Origin of the sequence: Acidimangrovimonas sediminis (genome assembly GCF_002871005.1) — a bacterium.
Taxonomy (GTDB): domain Bacteria; phylum Pseudomonadota; class Alphaproteobacteria; order Rhodobacterales; family Rhodobacteraceae; genus Acidimangrovimonas; species Acidimangrovimonas sediminis.
Map to the genome: position 1 here is coordinate 102,360 of NZ_PHSN01000014.1, position 19,843 is coordinate 122,202.

The 19,843-nt window shown below is 68.8% G+C and carries 16 protein-coding genes; 5 read left to right on the top strand and 11 right to left on the bottom strand.

The genetic code is table 11. From position 1 onward, the window contains the following. Positions 1-6 precede the first annotated feature (6 nt). Genes CVV76_RS14100 through CVV76_RS14110 form a run of 3 tightly spaced genes read left to right on the top strand, consistent with a single transcriptional unit; the run spans position 7 to position 5,445 of the window. Complete coding sequence (locus CVV76_RS14100) at positions 7-1,545, top strand: FGGY family carbohydrate kinase (RefSeq protein ID WP_102225308.1); 1,539 nt, start codon at positions 7-9, stop codon at positions 1,543-1,545. Next, positions 1,542-3,095 (top strand): acetolactate synthase large subunit, encoded by a 1,554-nt coding sequence (locus CVV76_RS14105; protein ID WP_102225309.1) that lies wholly within the window; start codon positions 1,542-1,544, stop codon positions 3,093-3,095. The genes CVV76_RS14100 and CVV76_RS14105 overlap by 4 nt, the downstream gene beginning before the upstream one ends. 25 nt (positions 3,096-3,120) lie before the next feature. Further along, positions 3,121-5,445, top strand: a complete 2,325-nt coding sequence (locus CVV76_RS14110) for a molybdopterin-dependent oxidoreductase (protein WP_102225310.1) — start codon at positions 3,121-3,123, stop codon at positions 5,443-5,445. Between the two features lie 74 nt (positions 5,446-5,519). Here CVV76_RS14110 and CVV76_RS14115 read toward each other — a convergent pair whose 3' ends face one another. Next, positions 5,520-6,092 (bottom strand): cysteine dioxygenase family protein, encoded by a 573-nt coding sequence (locus CVV76_RS14115; RefSeq protein ID WP_102225311.1) that lies wholly within the window; start codon positions 6,090-6,092, stop codon positions 5,520-5,522. Continuing rightward, positions 6,089-7,270 carry a CaiB/BaiF CoA transferase family protein gene (locus tag CVV76_RS14120; RefSeq protein ID WP_269844493.1) on the bottom strand — a complete coding sequence of 394 codons (1,182 nt, stop codon included), beginning with the start codon at positions 7,268-7,270 and terminating at the stop codon, positions 6,089-6,091. Before CVV76_RS14120 ends, CVV76_RS14115 begins: the two co-directional genes overlap by 4 nt. 185 nt (positions 7,271-7,455) lie before the next feature. Here CVV76_RS14120 and CVV76_RS14125 point away from each other — a divergent pair, with 185 nt between their 5' ends. Both CVV76_RS14125 and CVV76_RS14130 read left to right on the top strand, forming a co-directional pair. Next, positions 7,456-8,238, top strand: a complete 783-nt coding sequence (locus tag CVV76_RS14125; protein ID WP_199178608.1) for an enoyl-CoA hydratase/isomerase family protein — start codon at positions 7,456-7,458, stop codon at positions 8,236-8,238. 88 nt (positions 8,239-8,326) lie between these two features. Beyond that, the gene (locus CVV76_RS14130; protein ID WP_102225313.1) at positions 8,327-9,082 is read left to right on the top strand and encodes an IclR family transcriptional regulator; all 756 of its coding nucleotides are present in this window, start codon (positions 8,327-8,329) and stop codon (positions 9,080-9,082) included. A gap of 123 nt (positions 9,083-9,205) precedes the next feature. Here the strand turns inward: CVV76_RS14130 and CVV76_RS14135 are convergent, their stop codons facing one another. The 9 genes from CVV76_RS14135 to CVV76_RS14175 all read right to left on the bottom strand — a co-directional run bounded on the left by CVV76_RS14135 (position 9,206) and on the right by CVV76_RS14175 (position 19,842). Beyond that, positions 9,206-10,639, bottom strand: a complete 1,434-nt coding sequence (locus CVV76_RS14135) for an NAD-dependent succinate-semialdehyde dehydrogenase (protein WP_102225314.1) — start codon at positions 10,637-10,639, stop codon at positions 9,206-9,208. A gap of 29 nt (positions 10,640-10,668) precedes the next feature. After that, positions 10,669-11,625: an ABC transporter ATP-binding protein gene (locus CVV76_RS14140; RefSeq protein ID WP_233192930.1), complete on the bottom strand. Its 957-nt coding sequence runs from the start codon at positions 11,623-11,625 to the stop codon at positions 10,669-10,671. 32 nt (positions 11,626-11,657) lie between these two features. Beyond that, positions 11,658-12,716 (bottom strand): ABC transporter ATP-binding protein, encoded by a 1,059-nt coding sequence (locus CVV76_RS14145; protein ID WP_233192932.1) that lies wholly within the window; start codon positions 12,714-12,716, stop codon positions 11,658-11,660. A gap of 17 nt (positions 12,717-12,733) precedes the next feature. After that, the gene (locus CVV76_RS14150) at positions 12,734-13,639 is read right to left on the bottom strand and encodes an ABC transporter permease (RefSeq protein WP_102225316.1); all 906 of its coding nucleotides are present in this window, start codon (positions 13,637-13,639) and stop codon (positions 12,734-12,736) included. Further along, a complete protein-coding gene (locus CVV76_RS14155; protein WP_102225317.1) occupies positions 13,639-14,598 on the bottom strand; it encodes an ABC transporter permease in 960 nt (319 codons plus the stop codon). The genes CVV76_RS14150 and CVV76_RS14155 overlap by 1 nt, the downstream gene beginning before the upstream one ends. 53 nt (positions 14,599-14,651) lie before the next feature. Next, entirely contained in the window at positions 14,652-16,247 is a 1,596-nt protein-coding gene (locus CVV76_RS14160; protein WP_102225318.1) for an ABC transporter substrate-binding protein, read from the bottom strand. A gap of 196 nt (positions 16,248-16,443) precedes the next feature. Next, positions 16,444-17,847, bottom strand: coding sequence for an FAD-binding oxidoreductase (locus CVV76_RS14165; protein WP_233192934.1), 1,404 nt, complete (start codon positions 17,845-17,847; stop codon positions 16,444-16,446). Positions 17,848-17,915: 68 nt separating this feature from the next. Beyond that, complete coding sequence (locus CVV76_RS14170) at positions 17,916-18,671, bottom strand: IclR family transcriptional regulator (RefSeq protein ID WP_102225319.1); 756 nt, start codon at positions 18,669-18,671, stop codon at positions 17,916-17,918. Positions 18,672-18,756: 85 nt separating this feature from the next. Next, positions 18,757-19,842 carry an extracellular solute-binding protein gene (locus tag CVV76_RS14175; RefSeq protein WP_102225320.1) on the bottom strand — a complete coding sequence of 362 codons (1,086 nt, stop codon included), beginning with the start codon at positions 19,840-19,842 and terminating at the stop codon, positions 18,757-18,759. Position 19,843: the final 1 nt, after the last annotated feature.

Consider the following 19,843-nt stretch of genomic DNA (forward strand, 5'->3'; position numbering starts at 1 on the left):
ACCACGATGGACGGGCTCATCCTCTGCGTCGATTCCGGCACCACGTCGGTCAAGGCGGCGGCCTTCGGGCTGGACGGCAGCCTGCGCCATATCGCCGAGGCGCCAAACGACGCGCTGCACCGCACGGGCGCGCGGGTCGAACAGGACATGGCGCGCGCCTCCGAACAGATGTTCGAGGTGCTGCGCGCCACCGTCGCAGCGGCAGGCGGGCGTGTCGAGGGGATCGCCCTGACCGCGCAGGGCGACGGGCTCTGGCCGCTGAACGAGGATCTTGCCCCGGTCGGCCGCGCGCTGACATGGCTGGACGGACGCAGCGGATCGCTGATGGACGAGCCCGGCATGTCCGAGGCGCTTGCCCGGATCGAGGCCGTCACCGGTGCGCGCCCGACGCCGGCATCGGCCAGCCTGCAACTCTTGTGGATGCAGCGCCACGACCCGCCCCGCTTCGCACGGATCCGTCATGCCCTGCGCCTCAAGGAATGGCTGTTCTGCCAGTTGACCGGCGTGCTGATGGCAGAACCGACGGCGCTGTTGAACACCTGGGGCGACTGGCGCACCGGCGCAGTCTCGACCACGCCGGAAGAGGCGTTGGGTCTGATCCGGGGCGCGGCCCTTCTGCCGCCGCTACGGCCCGTGGCCGAGACGGTCACGCCCCTGTCGAAGGCGGCGGCCCGCCGTGCCGGCCTTCCCGCGGGCGTGCCGGTGATCCTGGGACCCGGCGACGTACAGTCGACAGCGCTGGGGCTGGGGGTCGGGCTGCCGGGCGGCGTGGCGCGCTGTTCCATCTTCGGGACCAGCGCGATCCACCTGCGCCGGCTGGACGACCCGGGCCGGATGCGGGCGAAACCCTCGGGCGCGATGATCCAGCCGCTGGCGCTGGGGCCCGGCTACCTGTGCTTTCACCCCAGCTTCAACGGCACCAACCTGTTTCGCCACGTCGCGCAGAACCTCGGCGCAGGGGGCGCGGATCACACCGTGCCGCAGGCGCTCTCTGGTCTTGTCCTTCACCCGTTCTTCGAGCGTGGCGGCGAGCGCGCCCCTGTCACCGACCCGCGGGCCAGCGGCGCGCTTCTTGGCCTGAAGGGCGATACCACACCCGCCCAGATCGCCTGGGCGGCACGCGAAAGCCTCGCCTTCATCGCCCGGATGAGCCACGAGATGATGCGGCCCGGGGGCGAAGGTTCCGGCGCCCCCCTGGCCGAACACCTGACCGAGCCGCTGGCTCTTGGCGGCGGGCTGGCGGCAGACCGCGCCTTTGCCGAATTCCTTGCCACCGTCCTTGGCGCCGAGGTCGAGATCCGTGACGCGGCGCATGTCGGGCTGCGCGGGCTCGGGGCGCTGGCCGCGACCGTGCTGGGCCATTCCACCGAGGGCTGGCAGGCCGGCGCGCGCCGCCGCATTCCGCCCGCCGGAGGCGCCCTCGCCGACTATGCCGCGCGCAAATACGATTGCTTCCGTGTCCTCGTCGACCGGCTCGGCGACAGCTGGGCCGAACTTGCCGAGCTCGGGAAACTCGCCACGAACCTGAACGGGGAAACAGAATGAACGGTGCCGATCTGCTGTGTGACACGCTTCTGGCCAACGATGTCGACGTGTGCTTTGCCAACCCCGGCACGTCCGAGATGCACTTTGTCGCGGCGCTGGACCGCAAGCCCCAGCTGCGCTGCGTGCTGGGGCTGTTCGAGGGGGTGGTGACCGGGGCGGCCGATGGCTATGCCCGGATGGCCGACAAGCCGGCGGCGACGCTCCTGCACACCGGGCCGGGGCTGGCGAACGGGCTGGCGAACCTGCACAACGCGCGGCGCGCCGGCATGCCGGTGGTCAACATCGTGGGCGACCATGCGTCGTACCACCTGCCCTACGACGCGCCGCTGACCTCGGATATTGAGGGGCTAGCCCGGCCGATGTCGCGCTGGGTCGGCCGCGCCACCGGCCCTTCGGACATGAGCGCGAAGGCCGCCGAGGCCATCGCCGCCGCCCGCCATCCCGAAAGCGGCGTGGCGACCCTGATCCTGCCGGCCGATGCGGCCTGGACCGAGGCGGCCCCGCAGGACCCGGTGATCGCCCGGCCCGAGGCCGCCGCCCGCGTCGAGAGTGCCACCGTGGCCACCGCGGCGGCGGCGCTGCGGGAAAATCTGGACGAGACGATCCTGCTGCTGGGCGGCGGGGCGGTGCGTGAGGCGGGTCTGCGCCTTGCCGGGGCGATTGCCGAGGCGACCGGCGTCATCGTGCTGGCGCAGCAGGCCAATGCCCGGATGGCCCGCGGACAGGGCCGGATCGCCCTCGACCGCGCGCCCTATGTCGTCGCGCAGGCGGTCGAACGCTTCGCCCGCACCCGCCGCCTGATCCTTGTCGGGGCGAAAAGCCCGGTCGGGTTCTTTGCCTATCCCGGCCTGCCCAGCTCCCCCCTGCCCGAGGGCTGCGAGGTGATCACGCTGGCGGGCGCCGGCGACGATGCCGAGGCGGCGCTTGCCGATCTGGCCGGGGCCCTCGGCCTGCCGCCCGGTACCGCGCCGCGGATCCCGGCGCGTGAGGCCCCGGCCCTGCCGACCGGCGCGCTGACCCCCGACAGCATCGGCGCCTGTCTTGGTGCGCTGATGCCGGAGCAGGCCATCGTCTGCGACGAGGCGATCACCTCGGGCCGCGGCTTCTACCGTCACACCCAGGCCGCCGCGCCCCACGATTTCCTGCAACTGACCGGCGGCGCCATCGGCGAGGGCCTTCCGATGAGCGTGGGCGCCGCCATCGCCTGCCCGGACCGCAAGGTCATTGCCCTGCAGGCAGACGGCAGCGGGATGTACACGCTGCAGGCGCTCTGGACCATGGCGCGCGAGGGGCTGGACGTGCTGGTCGTGATCTTCGCCAACCGCACCTACAAGATCCTGCACGGCGAGCTGAAGAACGTCGGGGCCGGGGCGCCGGGGCGCAATGCGCGGTCCATGCTGGACCTTGACGCGCCGATCCTCGACTGGGTGTCGCTGGCCCGCGGCATGGGGGTCGAAGCCGCCCGCGCCGAAACCGCCGAGACGTTTGCGGACCTGTTCCGCGCCGCGCGCGACCGCAAGGGGCCGTTCCTGATCGAGGCCCTGATCTGACCATCACCCGAGGGAGTCCGTCACGATGACCGTTACCCGCGTCCCCCACGCAAGCCATTGGGGCACCTACACGATTCTCGTCGAGGACGGCGTCATCACCGGGGTCGAGCCCTTCGCGGGCGATCCCGACCCCTCGCCCATCATCCGCTCTGTCACCGGCTGGACCGATCCCGAACGGCGCATCCTGCACCCCATGGTGCGCGAGGGCTGGCTGAAGGACCGCGTGGCCAGCGACCGGGCGGGACGCGGGCGGGAACGTTTCGTCCCCGTCGACTGGGACACCGCGCTGAGGCTGGTTGCGGAAGAGATCGACCGGGTACGCCATGACCACGGCAACGCCTCGATCTTCGCGGGCTCCTACGGCTGGACCAGCTGCGGACGGTTCCACCACGCCTCGACCCTGCTGAAGCGGGTACTGAACCTCGTCGGCGGCTATACCGGCCATGTCGACACCTATTCCATCGCCGCCGGGCCGGTGATCCTGCGCCATGTGCTGGGGTCGTCGGACGCCTGTGACGGGCGGGCACCGACCTTCGCCGAGATGGCCGACCACACCCGCACGCTCCTGGTTTTCGGCGCGCTCGATCCGCGTACCGCGCAGAACGAGGCCGGCGGGATCGGCCGCCACGCGCTGGCGCGGAACCTGCGCCAGCTGGTCGCGCGCGGGGTGCGCGTCGTCCATCTGTCGCCGCGCCGCGACGACCTGCCCGACTGGGTGGGCGCGGAATGGTGGCCGATCAAGCCCGGCACCGACACCGCCCTGCTGCTTGCGCTGGCGCAAGAGGCGGTGCGCGCCAGCCTGCACGACGCCGCCTTCCTGGCCGAGAAGTGCAGCGGCAGCGCGCTGTTCCTCGACCACCTCGCAGGCGGCAACGACGGGACCGAGAAGACCGCGGACTGGGCCGCGGCGATCACCGGGCTCGATGCCGCGGCGATCCGGGCGCTTGCGCGCGAGATGGCCACCACCCGCAGCTTCGTCACCATGAGCTGGAGCCTGCAGCGCGCCCGCCACGGCGAACAGCCGTTCTGGGCCGCGGTGGCGCTGGCCTCCGTGCTGGGCCAGATCGGCCTGCCGGGGGGCGGCGCGGGCTTCGGCTACGGCTCGCTTGGGGGCGTCGGCGCGCCGGTCCCGCTGACCCGCTCGCCCGCCATGTCGAAACTCGAGGAGGCCTGCCCCGCCTTCATCCCCGTCGCGCGGATCACCGACCTGCTGCTCAACCCCGGGCAGCCCTTCGAATACGAGGGCCGCGCCCACCACTACCCGGACACCCGTCTTGTCTACTGGGCCGGCGGCAACCCGTTCCACCACCACCAGGACCTGAACCGGCTGGAGCGCGGCTGGCAGCGCCCCGAGACGATCATCGTGCAGGATCCGATGTGGACGGCGACCGCGCTCAGGGCCGACATCGTGCTGCCGGCAAGCACCTCGATCGAGCGCAACGACATCGCGGGCAACCGCCGGTCCGACCTGCTGGTCGCGATGCACCGCGCGATCGCCCCGTTGGGCGAGGCGCGGTCGGATTACGAGATCTTCTCGGGCCTGGCCGAACATCTGGGCGTCGCCCCCGCCTTCACCGAGGGCCGCGACGAGATGGGCTGGATCCGTCATCTCTACGACCTGACGCGCGAGGATGCGCGCGATCGGCTGGGGGTCGACCTGCCCGCCTTCGAACACTTCTGGGAGGCCGGACAGGTCGAGATCCCGACCACGGCCGACACCGCCTTCCTGCGCAGCTTCCGCGCCGACCCGCAGGCCGCGCCGCTTCGTACCGAAAGCGGGCGCATCGTGCTGGGCAGCGAAAGCCTTGCCCGCTGGGGCTATGCGGATTGCCTGCCGCACCCGGCCTGGCTCCCGCCCGAGGAATGGCTGAGCCCCGAGGCCGAGGCGCAGGGCTTCTACCACCTGCTGACCCCGCAACCCCAGGGCAAGCTGCACAGCCAGCTGGACGCGGCCGACTACAGCGTCGCGCAAAAGCATGACGGTCGCGAGCGGTTGCGGATGAATGCGGACGACGCCGCGCGGCTCGGGCTGGCAGAGGGGCAGGCGGTGAAGGTGTGGAACGCCCGCGGCGCCTGCCTCGCCGCGGCGGCCCCCAGTGCCGACGTGCGGCCGGGGGTCGTGCTGTTGCCCACGGGCGCCTGGTTCACGCCCGATGGCGACGGGCTGGAGCTGTCGGGCAATCCCAACGTGCTGACCAACGACATTCCCACGTCCGAGCTGGGACAGGGCTGCGCCGCTCAGACCTGCCTTGTGCGGGTCATGCCCTGGAGCGGGAACGCGCCGACCCCCGACCATGCCTATCGTGCAGCGATGGTGGCGCGGGGCGTCGGCAAACTGGCTGCGGAATGACCGTCAAGCCGGCCGCGGAATGACGAAAGGGGCCGGCGGGATCCGGCCCCCTTTTTTTAAACCTGTGAGGGCGATCAGCCCCAGATGTTCGGCATCACGTCGGCCGAGAACCCCGAGACGAAGCTTTTCGCGGTGCCGGTCGCGCCGTCGAAGACCTGCCGCTGCACCCGGCCGATATTGCTGCCGTAGACATGGATCGAGATCGAGACCCGGTCGTCGAAGGCATTGCGGACCTGATGGTAATCGCCAAGGTCGGGCGATACGAGGTCGATATCGCCGGGATCGAGCCGGTCGTCGCCAAGCGCGGCCATCGGCGCGCCCTCCTCCGGCGGCGCGAAGCGGGTCGAAATCTCGGCCCCGCGCAACATTCCGATCATGCCCCAGACCGTGTGGTTGTGGATCGGCGTCTTCTGCCCCGGCCCCCAGACGAAGCTGACGACCGAGAACCGTTCCAGCGGATCGCAATGCAGAAGGTATTGCTGGTAATATTCCGGGTGCGGCCGGGTGAAGGCCTCGGGCAACCAGTCGTCAACCGCGATCAGATCGCCCAGCGGCCCCTTGAGACGGTCGAGGATCATCCCCTCGTCACGCTCCTCGGCAACGGTCGCGGTCGCCGCATCTACGAACTGCCTCAGCTTCCCGGTCATTCCCCGGCCTCCCTCTGACTTTGCAATTCCCGCAGGATCTCGTCGTTGTGCTCCCCCAGCGCGGGGGGCTGGCGCGGGTCGGGCGCGGCATGCCCCGAAATGGTGATCGGCGAGGCGAAGGTGCGCGTCTCGCCCCCGCCGGGCAGCGACAGCGCCCGGACCCAGCCGAAATGCGCGACCTGCGGATCGGCCAGCGCCTCGGAATAGGAATTGATCGGCCCGCAGGGGATGCCGCGTGCCGAGAACAGCGCCAGAAGATCGGCCACCTCCCGCGTCGCGAACTGCGCCTCCAGCGCCTCCTTCAGCGCGACCTGGTTCGCGGCGCGCAGCACCGTCGTCTCGTAATCCGGGTTGGCGAAGAGGTCGGGCCGGTTCAGCGCCTCGCAGACCGATTGCCACAGCTTGTTGTTGCCCGCCGCCATCACGAAATACCCGTCTTGCGCCTTGAACGCCTGATAGGGCGCATTGCGCGGATGGGCGGAACCAAGCTTTTCCGGATCGGCGCCGGTGCCGAAATACTGGCTGGTCTGCAACGCCGCGACCCCCAGCGAAGTGCCGATCATCGGCACGTCGATATGCGCCCCCCGCCCCGTGCGGCGGGCCTCGGGCAGCATCGCGGCGATCGCGTAGGCCGCATAGAGCCCGGCGCAGAAATCCGAGATCGGCACCCCGCATTTCACCGGCGCGCCGCCGGCCTCTCCGGTCACGCTCATGATCCCGGAAACACCCTGGATCGTCAGGTCGAAACCGCCCTGCGCCGCCCGCGGGCCGCTTTGCCCGAAAGCCGAGATCGAGCCGTAGACCAGCGCCGGGCGGATCCGCGACAATGTTTCGAAATCGAGGCCGAGACGCTTCATTACGCCGGGCCGGTTGTTCTCGATCACGATATCGGCCGTCTCGGCCAGTCGCAGCGCCGCGGCACGCCCGGATTCGGACTTGAGGTCGAGCGTGACCGAACGTTTCGACCGGTTCACCGAGGCGAAATTCTCGCTGTAACCGTTGTTGAAGGGCGGCCACTGACGCATCGAATCGCCCGCCTCGCTTTCGATCTTGATCACATCCGCCCCCATGTCCGCGAGCAGCATGCCGCAAAATGGCCCAGCGGCAACCTGGCAGAACTCCAGTACGCGCACCCCCGCCAACGGCAAGCGTGGACTGTCCTTTTCGGCTTCCGGCACCCGATACTCTCCTATCTCTTCAGCTCATTTGCATCCGGCCTTCCGAGGCGGTCAGTCGAACGTTGGAACTCTCGCTGTTCTCTTTTATGGAATTGTGTTCTACGATACAGACCATCCAGAGAGCCTGTCAAGCGGCGAAGCCGCGCGGGCCGCTGCGTGCTGCTGCCAGAAGAAGGAAGACCCGGTTGAACGAGATACGATACGAGGAAGACGGCACCACCGTTCAGGTGGTGCTGGCCCGTCAGAGGGGCGGCAACGCCCTCTCCGCCGAGATCGTCGAGGCGCTGCACGCGGCCCTCGACCGGGTCGAGGCGGGGCCGGCGCGGCGGCTGGTGCTGTCCGCCGAGGGCAAGGGGTTCTGCGCCGGTCTCGACCTGTCGGCGCTGGAGAGCGAGAACGACGCGAGCCTCCTGCACCGGCTGGTGCGGATCGAACTGCTCCTGCAGCGTGTCCACCGGCTGCCGCTGGAAACCGTCGCGCTGGCGCATGGCTTCGTCTACGGCGCGGGGGCCGACCTGTTCGCGGCCTGCCAGCTGCGGATCGCCGATCCCGGCGCCAGCTTCCGCTTTCCGGGGGTACGTTTCGGCATCGCCCTCGGCACCCGCCGGCTGGCGCAGCGGGTGGGCGCCGACCGCGCCCTGGCGCTGCTGCGCGGTGACGGCGCCTTGCCCGCATCCGCGGCGGTCGAGGCGGGGCTGGTGACCGAGATGCTGGCGCGCGACGCCTGGCCCGAACGGCTGGCCGCCCTGCGTGAAGGACCCGCGCCCTTCGACCGCCGGATCACCGGCCACCTCCTCGACCGCGTCGCCGGCGGCTTTGCGGCGGGCGAGGATGGCGATCTCGCCGCCCTGGTGCGCAGCGCCGCGGCGCCCGGGCTGAAGGACCGGATCGCCGCCTACGTGGCGGAGGTCCGGCGCGCCGGTGCCATGGGGGGCGATCCCGCCGGCACCAGGGCCGGCAGCGCGTGACCTGCGCCGCAGGACCGGTTAGATGTTCATATCGGAGGCGGTCTCGGCTAGGCAGGGACAACCGGCCTCCGCATCAGACAGGGCGAAGATGACTGACAAGGCGTTCGTAAAGGGACTGAACCTCATCACTGCGCTGGCGCAAAGCGACCAGCCGCGCGGCATCACCAGCCTTGCCGAGGAACTGGGGATGACCAAGAGCAATGTCCACCGCCTGCTGAACACCCTGCACAGCTACGGCTTCGTCACCCAGGTCGAGGCAAAGGGCTCCTACAAGCTGACCACCAAGCTGTGGGAGCTGGGTTCGAACGTGGTGACACGGTTCGACTTCGTCCAGATCGCCCGGGAACACATGCCCGACCTTGCCGAGAAGGTGGGCGAGACGGTGCACCTGTCCACGCTGGACGGCTACGAGGTGATCTATCTCGACAAGATCGAAAGCCGGCACGCCGTGCGCTCGTACACCCGGATCGGTTCGCGGGCGCCGGCGTGGTGCGTGGCCACCGGCAAGGCGATGCTGGCCTGGCAGCCGGCCGCCGCCATCGCCGGGCTGGAACCCCACCTGACCGCCTTCACCCCCGCCTCGCTGACAACGCTGGCCGAGGTCGAGGCCGAATTCGCGACGATCCGCGAACAGGGATACGCTGTCAACAAGGGCGAATGGCGCGCCGATGTCTCGGGCCTGGCGGCGCCGATCCGCGGCGCCACCGGCGATGTCATCGCGGCGATCGGCATCTCCGGGCCGATGGTGCGGATGAAACCGCGCCAGATGAAGGATTTCGCCCCCGAGGTGGTGAATGTCGCGCGCACGATCTCGCTCGCGCTGGGGCATCGCGACTTCGGCTGATACCTTTCCGCCCCGGATCGGATGCCGGGACGGGGTGGGACGATAACGGAACCGGATGCGGCCGCATCGTGGTGGCCGATCGGGCAGCCGATCAAGCGGCTGAGTACCGAGAACGCGCGCCGATCAGAGCGCCGCGCGCGTCACCAGCTTAACCGACAGGTAGCTCTCGATCGCCTCGGCGCCGCCCTCGCTGCCATAGCCGGAATCCTTGACCCCGCCAAAGGGCAGTTCCGGCAGGGCGATGCCGTGGTGGTTGATCGACACCATCCCCGCCTCCAGTTCCGACGACATCCGGTCGGCTGAAACCTGGCTGCCGGTGTACCCATAGGCCGCGAGGCCGTAGGGCAGCCGGTTCGCCTCGGCGAGCAGGGCGTCGGCACCGTCGATGCGGTTGACGATGGCGACCGGACCGAAGGGTTCCTCGTTCATGATGCGGGCGTCTCGCGGAACGTCGGCCAGCACGGTCGGGGCGTAGAAATAGCCCTTGTTGCCGTGCCGCTGCCCACCGGTCACCAGCCGCGCACCGCGCGCCACCGCATCCTCGACCAGCGCCGAGACCGCAGGCAGGCGCCGGGCATGGGCCAGCGGCCCCATCGTCACGCCCTCCTCCAGCCCGTGGCCCAGGGTCTGCCGCTCCGCCGCCTGGGCAAAGCCCGCGACCACGGCGTCGAACACCGGCCCCTCGGCCAGGATCCGGGTGGGTGCGATGCAGACCTGCCCGGCGTTGCGAAACTTGGTGCCGCCCAGCACCTTCACGGCAAGGTCGACATCGGCATCGCGGAAGACCAGCGCCGGCGCATGGCCGCCCAGCTCCATCGTGATCCGCTTCATGTGCAGCCCGGCAAGCGCAGCCAGTTGCTTGCCGATCTGGGTGGACCCGGTGAACGAGACCTTGCGGATCACCGGATGCGGGATCAGGTAGTCCGAGATTTCCTTGGGGTCGCCGTAGACCAGCGACAGCACGTCCGCCGGCACCCCTCCATCAAGGAAACACCGCACCAGCGCGGCACAGCTTGCCGGCGTATCCTCGGGCCCCTTCAGCACCACCGAGCAGCCAGTGGCCAGTGCGGCCGAAAGCTTCCGCACCGCCTGGTTGATCGGAAAGTTCCACGGCGTGAAGCAGGCCACCGGCCCCACCGGCTCTCGCAGCGAAAGCTGGGTGACATTGGGCGCGCGGGCCGGAATCACCCGGCCGTAGGCGCGTTGAGCCTCGCCCGCGAACCACTCGATGATGTCGGCACCGGCGCGGGTCTCTCCCGTGGCCTCGGCGAGCGGCTTGCCCTGTTCGAGGGTCATGACGCGGGCGATCTCGGGCGCGCGCTCGCGCAGCAGGTCCGCCGCGCGCCGCAGGGTCCGCGCCCGCTCGAAGGCCGAAGTCGCGCGCCAGAGGGCAAAACCGCGTTCCGCCGCGGCAAGCGCGTCATCGAGGTCAGCTTGGCGCGCGACCGGATGGGTGCCGATCTCCTCTTCCGTCGCGGGGTCGACGACGGGGTGGGTCTCGCCCGCGGCGGCAGGGCGCCAGGCGCCGGCGATGTGAAGCAGGACTTGCGGGTACATGGGAATTCCTCGGATATCAGATGTCGGGATCAGAGCGGCTGGCCGGCCACATCGGGCCGCCAGCAGGCGCGCAGGTGGCCGGGGGCGACCTCTTCCAGCGGCGGCGCGGCCTGGGCGCAGCGCGCTTCGGCATGGGGGCAGCGGGTGCGGAAGACACAGCCCGACGGCGGGTTCATCGGGCTCGGTATCTCGCCGGACAGTGTGATCCGCTTGCGATCCGCCCCCGGGTCGGCGGAAGGGATCGAGTCGAGCAGCGCACGGGTATAGGGATGGCGCGGCGCGGCGTAGAGATCGGCGCTGTCGGCGATTTCCATCACCCGCCCGAGATAGAGCACGATCACCCGGTCGCAGATGTATTCCACGACGCCCAGATCATGGGTGATGAACAGCATCGTCAGCCCGAGGCGCAGTTGCAGGTCGCGCAAGAGGTTGATGATCTGCGCCTGCACAGAGACGTCGAGGGCCGAGACCGGCTCATCCGCCACGAGGAATTCGGGCGCCATGGTCAGCGCCCGGGCGATACCGATCCGCTGGCGCTGGCCGCCCGAGAATTCATGCGCGTAGCGGTCGATGGTGTCGGGCGACAGCTCCACCTGACTGAGCGCCGTGCGCGCCCGTTCCAGCCGCTCGGCCCGGGTGCCGATCTTCTGCAGGTCCAGCCCCTCGGTCAGGATCTGGCCGACGGTCATGCGTGGCGACAGGCTGGAGAACGGGTTCTGGAAGATGTATTGCAGCCGCCGCCGTTCCTGCCGCATTGCCCGGCCCTTCAGCGTCATCAGGTCGGTGCCGTCGAAGGTGATACGGCCCGCGGTCGGCTCGATCAGCCGCAGGATGCTGCGCCCGATCGTGGTCTTGCCGGAGCCGCTTTCGCCCACGAGCCCCAGCACCTCGCCGCGGCCGATGGAAAACGAGATATCGTCGAGCGCCCGCACCGGGGTGCCGCCCGGCACCGGGAAATGCTTGCTCAGCCCCTGGACATCCAGCAACGGGCGAGCATCGGAAAGGGGGGAATGCTGGTTCACATCTCGCTCCATCTGATGCAACGGCTGAGGTGGCCGTCGCCGGTGTCCTCCATCGCGGGAACGGCGGCGCGGCAGGCATCGACCGCCAGCGCGCAGCGCGGCGCGAAGGGGCAGCCCGGGGGCCGGTCGGTGATGCTGGGAACCGATCCCTGGATCGTCGGCAGCGCCTGCCCCGCGCGGCGCAATGCCAGCGCGTCGCCCGGCTGCGGCACACAGGTCATCAGGCCCCGGGTGTAGGGGTGGCGGGGATGGCGGAAGACGTCGGCCACCCTGCCCTGTTCGACCACGTGACCCGCGTACATCACCGCCACGCGGTGCGCGATCTCGGCCACCACGCCGAAATTGTGCGTGACGAACAGCATCGCCATGCCGTGGGTCTTCTGCAGATCCTGCAAGAGCCGCAGGATCTGGGCCTGCGTGGTGACATCGAGCGCGGTCGTCGGCTCATCCGCGATCAACAGCACCGGGTCGCAGGCCAGCGCCATCGCGATCGTCGCGCGCTGGCTCATCCCGCCCGAAAGCTCGTGCGGGTACTGGCGTGCCCGGCGCGCGGGATCGGGGATGCCCATCGCCGCGAGCAGCTCCACCACCCTTTCGAAGGCCGCGCGGCGCGACAGGCCAAGGTGCAGGATCAGCGGCTCGGCGATCTGGTCGCCGATCCGGTGCACCGGGTTGAGGCACGACATCGGTTCCTGGAACACCGTGCCGATATGGTTGCCGCGCAGCCGCCGCATCTCTTCCCCGCCGGCCGACACGAGGTCGCGCACGCGCCCCTCGCGGTCGCGGAAACTGACCTCTCCGCCGCCGATCCGGCTGATCGCGCCCGGCAGCAGGCGCAGCACCGAGAGGCTGGTGATCGACTTGCCCGAACCGGACTCTCCCACCAGCGCCAGGGTCTCTCCCGGCGCGATCTCCAGGTCGACGTTCTCGATCGCGGGCATCTCGCGCCGGCCGATCCGGAACACCGTGGTCAACCCGCGGACGCGGAGGGTGGGCTCCGCCGAGGGACCCGATGCAGTCTGCGGCGCCGGCCGCGCCTCTGTCATGTCGGTCATGTGCAGCATGTTGCTCCTCATTCCAGGTCGGCCCGGGGGTCGAAGGCATCGCGCAGCCCGTCGCCGATCAGGTTGATGCAGACCACGGTGAGCACGATCGCCCCACCCGCGAACATCCATTGCCAGGGGTAGGATTGCAGCACGACGGTGCTGCGCGCGGCGTTGAGCATGTTGCCCCAGCTGGCCGCCGGTGGCGGCACGCCGAGGCCGAGGAACGACAGGCCCGCCTCGAGCAGAATGGCGTTCGCCACCTGGAGCGTGGCGTAGACCACGAGGATGTCGATCGTGTTGGGAAGCCCGTGGCGCATCACCAGGTGCCAGGGTCCCGCCCCCGCCCCGCGCGCGAAGATGATGAAATCACGTTCGCGCAGTTCCAGCAGGCGCGACCGGACCATGCGCGACAGAAGCGGCCAGGACAGCAGCGAGATCACCGCGATCGTCGGCACGATCCCCGGCCCGGTGATCGAGGCTAGCACCAGCAGCAGGATCACCGGCGGCAGGGTCATGGCCAGATCGACGACCCGCATGATCGCCGCATCGGCAAAGCGCCCCCCGAACGGGGCGAGTGCGCCGATGAAGAACCCAAGTGCGGTGGACAGCAGCGTCGAGACCCCTGCGACCAGCAGCGATACCCGCCCGCCGGCCAGCAGCCGGGCCAGCACGTCGCGCCCGATGCCGTCGGTGCCCAGCGGATGCCCCGCCCCCGGCGGCTTGTTGATCGCCAGCAGGTCGATCCCGTTCGGATCCTTCCAGACGAAAGGCATCAGAACCACCGCGGCAAGGGTCAGGCCGAAGACCGCGAGGCCGGTCATGGCATAGCGGTTCGCACCGAACCGGCCGAGGGCCCTGACGATCGGACCACGACGCGCGACCTTGCGGCGCGGCGCCGGGGCGATCGCGGTTTCGACGTTCAGATCGGTCATCACGACACCTTCACGCGCGGGTCGATCACCGCGTAGACAAGGTCGGTCGCGATGTTCATCACGATGACCCAGGCGCCGATGACCAGGGTGGACCCCATGATCACCGGATAGTCGCGCAGCTCGACGGCATTGACGAGGAGAAGGCCCATCCCGGGCCAGTTGAAGACGCTCTCGATGAAAATCGCGCCGCCGACCGCGAGGCCGAGGGTCGAGCCGATCAGCGTCACCACCGGCAACAGCGCGTTGCGCACGGCGTGGTGGCTGACGATGCGGTTCTCGCGCACGCCCTTTGCCCGGGCGGTACGGATGTAATCCTGCGTCAGCACCTCGAGCATCGAGGAACGCATGTAGCGCGTCACCAGCGCCGACTGGTAGAAGGCGAGGATCAGCGCGGGCAGGATCAGGTGCGACAGCAGGTCATGCAGGCTGAACGGCATCGCCGGCGTCAGCATCCCGCCCGAGGGCGCCCAGTGCAGCACCACTGAGAAGAGGTAGAGGCCGATCAACGCCGTCAGGAACGCGGGGCTCGAGACGCCCACCGCCGCGACGGCAAGCAGGGTGCCGTCGCGCACCGATCCGCGCTTCACCGCCGAGACGACGCCCGCGATCAAGCCGAAGATTATGGCGATCCCGAAGCCCGAGAGCATCAGCAGAAGCGTCGGCCCGATGCGGCTTCCGATCAGCGCCAGCACCGGCTCGCCGGTGCGTTGCAGCGAGCGGCCGAAATCGCCGTGCAGCACGTCGCGGAGCCAGATCAGGTATTGAACCGGCAGCGGCTTGTCTAGGCCGAGCTCGGCCCTGAGGCGCGCCATGTCGGCGGCCGACATCTTGACCATCGGGTCGATATAGGCGTCGACCGGATCCCCCGGCGCAAGGCGCAGCAAGATGAACACCAGCATGCTCAGCGCGATCAGCATCGCCGCACCGGCCGCCAGCCGCTTGAGGGTATAGCGCAGCATGGCCCCTCCTCCCGTGGCTTGCGTGCCCCGCCTCGGCGGGGCACCCGTTCAGATCAGTTCGCGATGTCCCACTTCTCGGGGTGCGAGGCGTAGGGGCCGCCCCCCGGTGCGGGCATCCAGACGAAATCCTTCAGCTTTGCCGAGGCGACGCCGAACCGGTCGGTGACCCAGAGCGTGGCCCAGGGCAGATCGGTGTTCATCGCCTTGCAGACGTTCTGGAAATCGCTGTCGTACTTGGATCCGTCGGCATCGGACAAAGCGGTGTCGAAGGCCTTGCTGACGCCCGGCAGGTTCACCCTGGTGTAGTTCGATCCGTTCGGCGGGATCTGGCTGGCGTTGAGGCCGATGTTCAGGTTGCTCGGGTCCGGCCCGTTGGTCAGCCCGGCATAGACCAGACCGAACGAATCGTAATCCGGCGTCGTGGCGTAGATCGTCGCGTTGTAGGTGCTCATGTCCACGTCGCGCGGCACGATATTGATGCCGACCTGCGACAGCATCGCCTGCATCGCCCCCAGAACGTTGTCCGACAGCTGGGTGTTGTAATAGGTCAGCACCTTGATCGGCTTCGACCCGTTGATCTTGTCCCAGCCGGCCTCCTTCAGCAGCTGGCGCGCCTTCTCGGGGTCATAGGCATAATCGTTCAGGCCCTTGGGCACGTAGCGGTCGACCACGTAGCCGCAGTTCGCGACCTTCGCCATGCCGCCATAGAGGCTGTCGACGATGGCCTTGCGGTTGATCGCGTACATCACCGCCTGCCGGACCTTCTGGTTGTCCCAGATCTTGGCACCGAAGTTGAAGCCGAGGTAGTTCACCACGAAGGAGTTGCCCTTGATGACGTGGAAGCCCTTGTCGCCCTTGAAGGCGCTCAGGTCGTCGGCATTGACGTAGCTGATCTGGATCTCGCCCGACTTCAGTGCCGAGACCGCCCCCGCCGTGGTCTTGAAGTAGCGGTTGACCACGCGGGCGATCTTCGGCTCGCCCCGCCAGTATTCCTTGAACCGGGAATATTCGACATATTGGTCGGTGACGTACTTGTCGAAGACGAACGGCCCCGTCGCGATCGGATGATCGGTCCAGTAGGGGTTGCGCGGCAGGGTGCTCGGGTCGATCTTCTCCAGCTTGTGCTTGGGCAGCATCATCAGCTTGGTCAGCGTGTCCAGCAGCGACAGGTTCACCTTGCTCAGTTTCAGCACCACGGTGTGGGCATCGGGCGTCTCGACATCGGTGATCGCCGAGAGCCGGTCGACATAGACCGATCCAGACGTCTTGTCTTGCGCAAGCTTCAGCGTGAAGGCCACATCGGCCGAGGTGAAGGGCGTGCCGTCCTGCCACTTCACGTCGGGCTGCAGGGTGATCGTGTAGGTCTTCTTGTCGTCGCTGACGGTGTAGCTTTTCGCAAGCTGGCCGACGATCTGCGACAGCTTGCCATCATAGACGAAGAGCGGCTGGTAGTTCAGCGTCAGCGCCATGTAGCCGGTTGTGGCCATCAGCGGGTTGAAGTTGCCCGGAAAGCCGCCGGGGCCCACGTCGAAGCCGCCTGTCAGCGTCTTGTCCCCGGCCGCCGCCCAGCCCGCCACCGGCGCAAGCCCGGTCAGGGCCAGAGCCGCGGACGTGACCGCCGCCAAAGTCCGATTACCGATTAGTCCCATGTTTTCCTCCCTTTTCGCGCGGCCTCCCCGACCGCAAGCGCGCTGCCATCCTTGCTCCCTTGGCGTTGCGTGTTTCGTATTATGAAACATTGTATTGTATTCTAGAATATACAGCAATCGAGTCACCCGTCAATGCCGCTCTCGCCAAGGTGCGGGGCGCAGGCAGAGGGGCGCGGAAGAACCGGACCCGAAGGGATTAATCGAAGATGCGCCCGCGGTTCAGGATCGCGCGCGGATCGAACGCGGCCTTGAGGCGGCGCATCGCCGCGATCTCGGCGGTGCTGCGGCTGAGGGCCAGCCACGGCTTCTTGTCCACCCCGATGCCATGCTCGGCCGAGATCGACCCGCCATGCGCGGCCACCTGGCGATAGATCGCCTCCGCCGCGGCCGCGCGATCCGCGGTGCGGATGACATAATGCAGGTTGCCGTCACCGATATGCCCGAAGACGAAGAACAGGGTCGCGGGGTCGATCGGCAGAAGTGCCGCACGCGCCGCGGTCAGGAATGCCGCCATGCGCCCCCGCGGCACGCTCACGTCGCATCCGAGGATGCCGTCATGGGCGCGAACGAATTCCGGGCAGGCCTCGCGCAACGCCCAGAGCGCAAGGAATTCGCGCCGCGACTGCGAGACCACCGCGTCGAGGGCAAGCCCCTCTTCCAGCGCCTCCATCAGCACTTCGGCAAGGCGCGCCTCGCCCGCGGCATCGGGGGCCTGCACCTCGCACAGCACGTAGACAGGTGCCCGCGTCGACAGCGGCCGCGGCGTGCCCATATGCGCCAGCGCCCCCTCGAACGCGCCGTCGAGCAACAGCTCGAACGCCGAGAGCGTACTGGGCAACAGCCGTCGCAGCCGATCGTGCAACGCCACCGCCGCCTCGACCGAGGGAACGGCGACAAGGGCGTTCGCCTCGGCCTCGGGTCGGGGATGCAACCGAAGCAGAACCCGGCTGACCACGCCCAGCGTGCCCTCGGATCCGATGAAGAGCTGGCGCAGGTCGTAGCCGGAATTGTCCTTCTCCAGCCCTCGCATCGACGACAGCACCGTGCCGTCCGCCAGCACGGCCTCAAGCCCTGCCACCTGCGCGCGGAACATGCCATAGCGCAGCACCCGGATGCCGCCCGCGTTGGTCGCGACATTGCCGCCGATCGTGGCGCTGCCGCGCGCCCCGATGTCGACGCCGAACATCAGATCCGCCGCTTCGGCCGCCTCCTGCACTGCCTGCAGCGCGACGCCGGCCCCCGCCTCGAGAGTGCCCGCGGCCGCGTCGACCGCACCCAGCGCCGTCAGCCGCTCGGTCGATAGCACCGCTTCGCCGGTGGCGATCCGGTGCGCGCCGGAAAGACCGGTGCGCCCGCCATGGACGACCAGCGGCTGGCCATGCTCCTCGCAAAGTCGCAGCGCGATGGAAAGCTCCCCGGTCGTGCCCGGCCGCAGCAAGAAGCGCGGCGTGGCCGAGAACCGGCCCCGGCGGTCGAACTGATAGCGCGGGTCGATGGCCGCGCCGGTCAGCAATGCCGCCGCGGGCAGCGCCTCGGCAAGACGGCGCAGAAGCGCCGGGTCGGCCGCACCGATATCGGGGGTGTCGAAATGCTCGTTCAAACTGTCCTCCTCCGGGCCGCTGCCCGGCCAGATCCGCCCGTATGTCAGGCGGCATTTCAGGCGGCATTTCAGGCCGCGGGCAGATATCCCAAGGCCGCCGAAACCCGCCGTGCGGCACCGACCACATCGGCGGAAACCGCCTGGATCTGGCTCCGCCCGAGGCGCGTGTCAGGTCCCGACATGCCGATCGCGCCGACCAGCTCTCCCGTCCCCCCGAGGATCGCCGCGGCACAGGCGGCGATGCCCTCGCGCCATTCGCCATGCGGCACCACGGCGTAGCCGCAGCGCCGGACCTCCTCGATGTCGCGCTGCAGATCCTCGATCCGGGTGCGCGTCGCGGGGGTATAGCGCCGCAGTGTCGGCCCGAACTGAAGCATGTAACTGTCTGGCCTCTGAGCCAGCATCGCCTTGCCCGTGGCCACGGTATAGGCCGGCGCCCGCCCCCCCACGCTTGTATGGGCGCGGATGTGCTGCGAGCCCTCGATCTTGTCGACATAGACCACGTCGAGGCCGTCGAGCACCGAGAGGTGGATCGTCTCGCGCGTGGCCTCGGCCAGCGCCTGCATCGCCGGGCGGGCGACCTTGATCAGGTCGAGGCGCCGGATCACCTGGCTTCCCAGCTCCCACACCCGGGTGGTCAGCTCGTAGGCGCTGGTCTCGGGCACCTGCCGGACGTAGCCCAGCGCGCGCAGCGTCGTCACGATGCGGTGGACGTTGCTGCGGGTCAGCTGGGTCTCGGCCGCAAGATCGGTGATGCCGCGGGGGTTGGGGCTTGCGGCAAGGCATTCCATCAGCTGCAATCCCTTGACGAGCGCCTTTTCCATATCCCCTCCATCGCCGCGGCCTTCGCAGCCTCTGCCAGCGGCCAGGCAGGGCCGCACCCCTTGGCGCGGCCCTGCCCGTCCCGTGTCACTTCGCCAGAAGCTCGTTCAGCTTTTCCTGGGCGTAATCCTCGTTCGTCGTCTTGCCGTCGGATGAGGTCGCCCCCCAGTAGTTCGGATCCCACTGGACCGCCTTCTTCACGTTGGCGGGGTTGTTGGCCCAAAGCTTGCTCACGCTCGGGTCGGCCTCGTTGAACACCACCGAGGACGGCAGCGCGACCGGATAGTTCGAGGTCAGCTCCGCCGCGCGCTTGGGATCGAGACGCCAGGACAGCAGCTTCAGCGCATTGTCGTAATGCGGCGCGCCCTTGGGGATCGCGAAGAAGTCGTAGTAGATGAAGGCTTGGTTGTACTCGACCGTGATCGGCGCCCCTTCCGAGGCCATCTTGCCCATGGTGCCGGTGTAGGCCATGCACATGTCGGCCTCGCCGTTGAGCAGAAGTTGTGGCGCCTGCGCCGAGGTCTGCCACCACTTCACCACATAGGGCTTGATCTCGGCCAGCTTCTTCAGCGCCCGCTTCATGTCGATCGGGTAAAGCTTGTCCTTCGGCACCCCGTCGGCCATCAGCGCGGCCTCGAAGTTGAACCGCGGCCAGGCCGGAAGGCAGCGCTTGCCGGGGTATTTCTTGACGTTCCAGAAATCCGCCCAGGTCTTCGGCGGATCCTTCTTGTACTTGTCCTTGTTGTAGACCAGCCCGATGCCGATCACCTGCAACGCCACCCCCTTGGGCCGCTTGAGGTTGTCGGGCATGGCGGCCAGCGTCTTCTGGGCCTCGGGCGAGAGCTTGGAATAGTCGATCTTCGCAAGGCAGCAGTCGCCCAGCAGCTTCACCTCCTGATCGAAGATGAACGACAGGTCCCACTCGGTCTTGCCGGCCCCGACCTGCGCCTTGATGCGCGGGCCGCCGCGGGCCTCCTGCACGGTGACCACCCTGATCCCGGTGGCCTTTTCGAACGGGTCGTACATGATCTTGCGCAGCGCCTTGCCATAGGCCCCGCCCGGATCCTGCATGACGACGATGTTGTCGTCGGCCCGCGCCATCCCGGCCCCCAGCGGCAGCGCGATCACGCCCGCCAGAAGGGCCAGGCGCCCGCACTCCAGTAACTTCCTCATT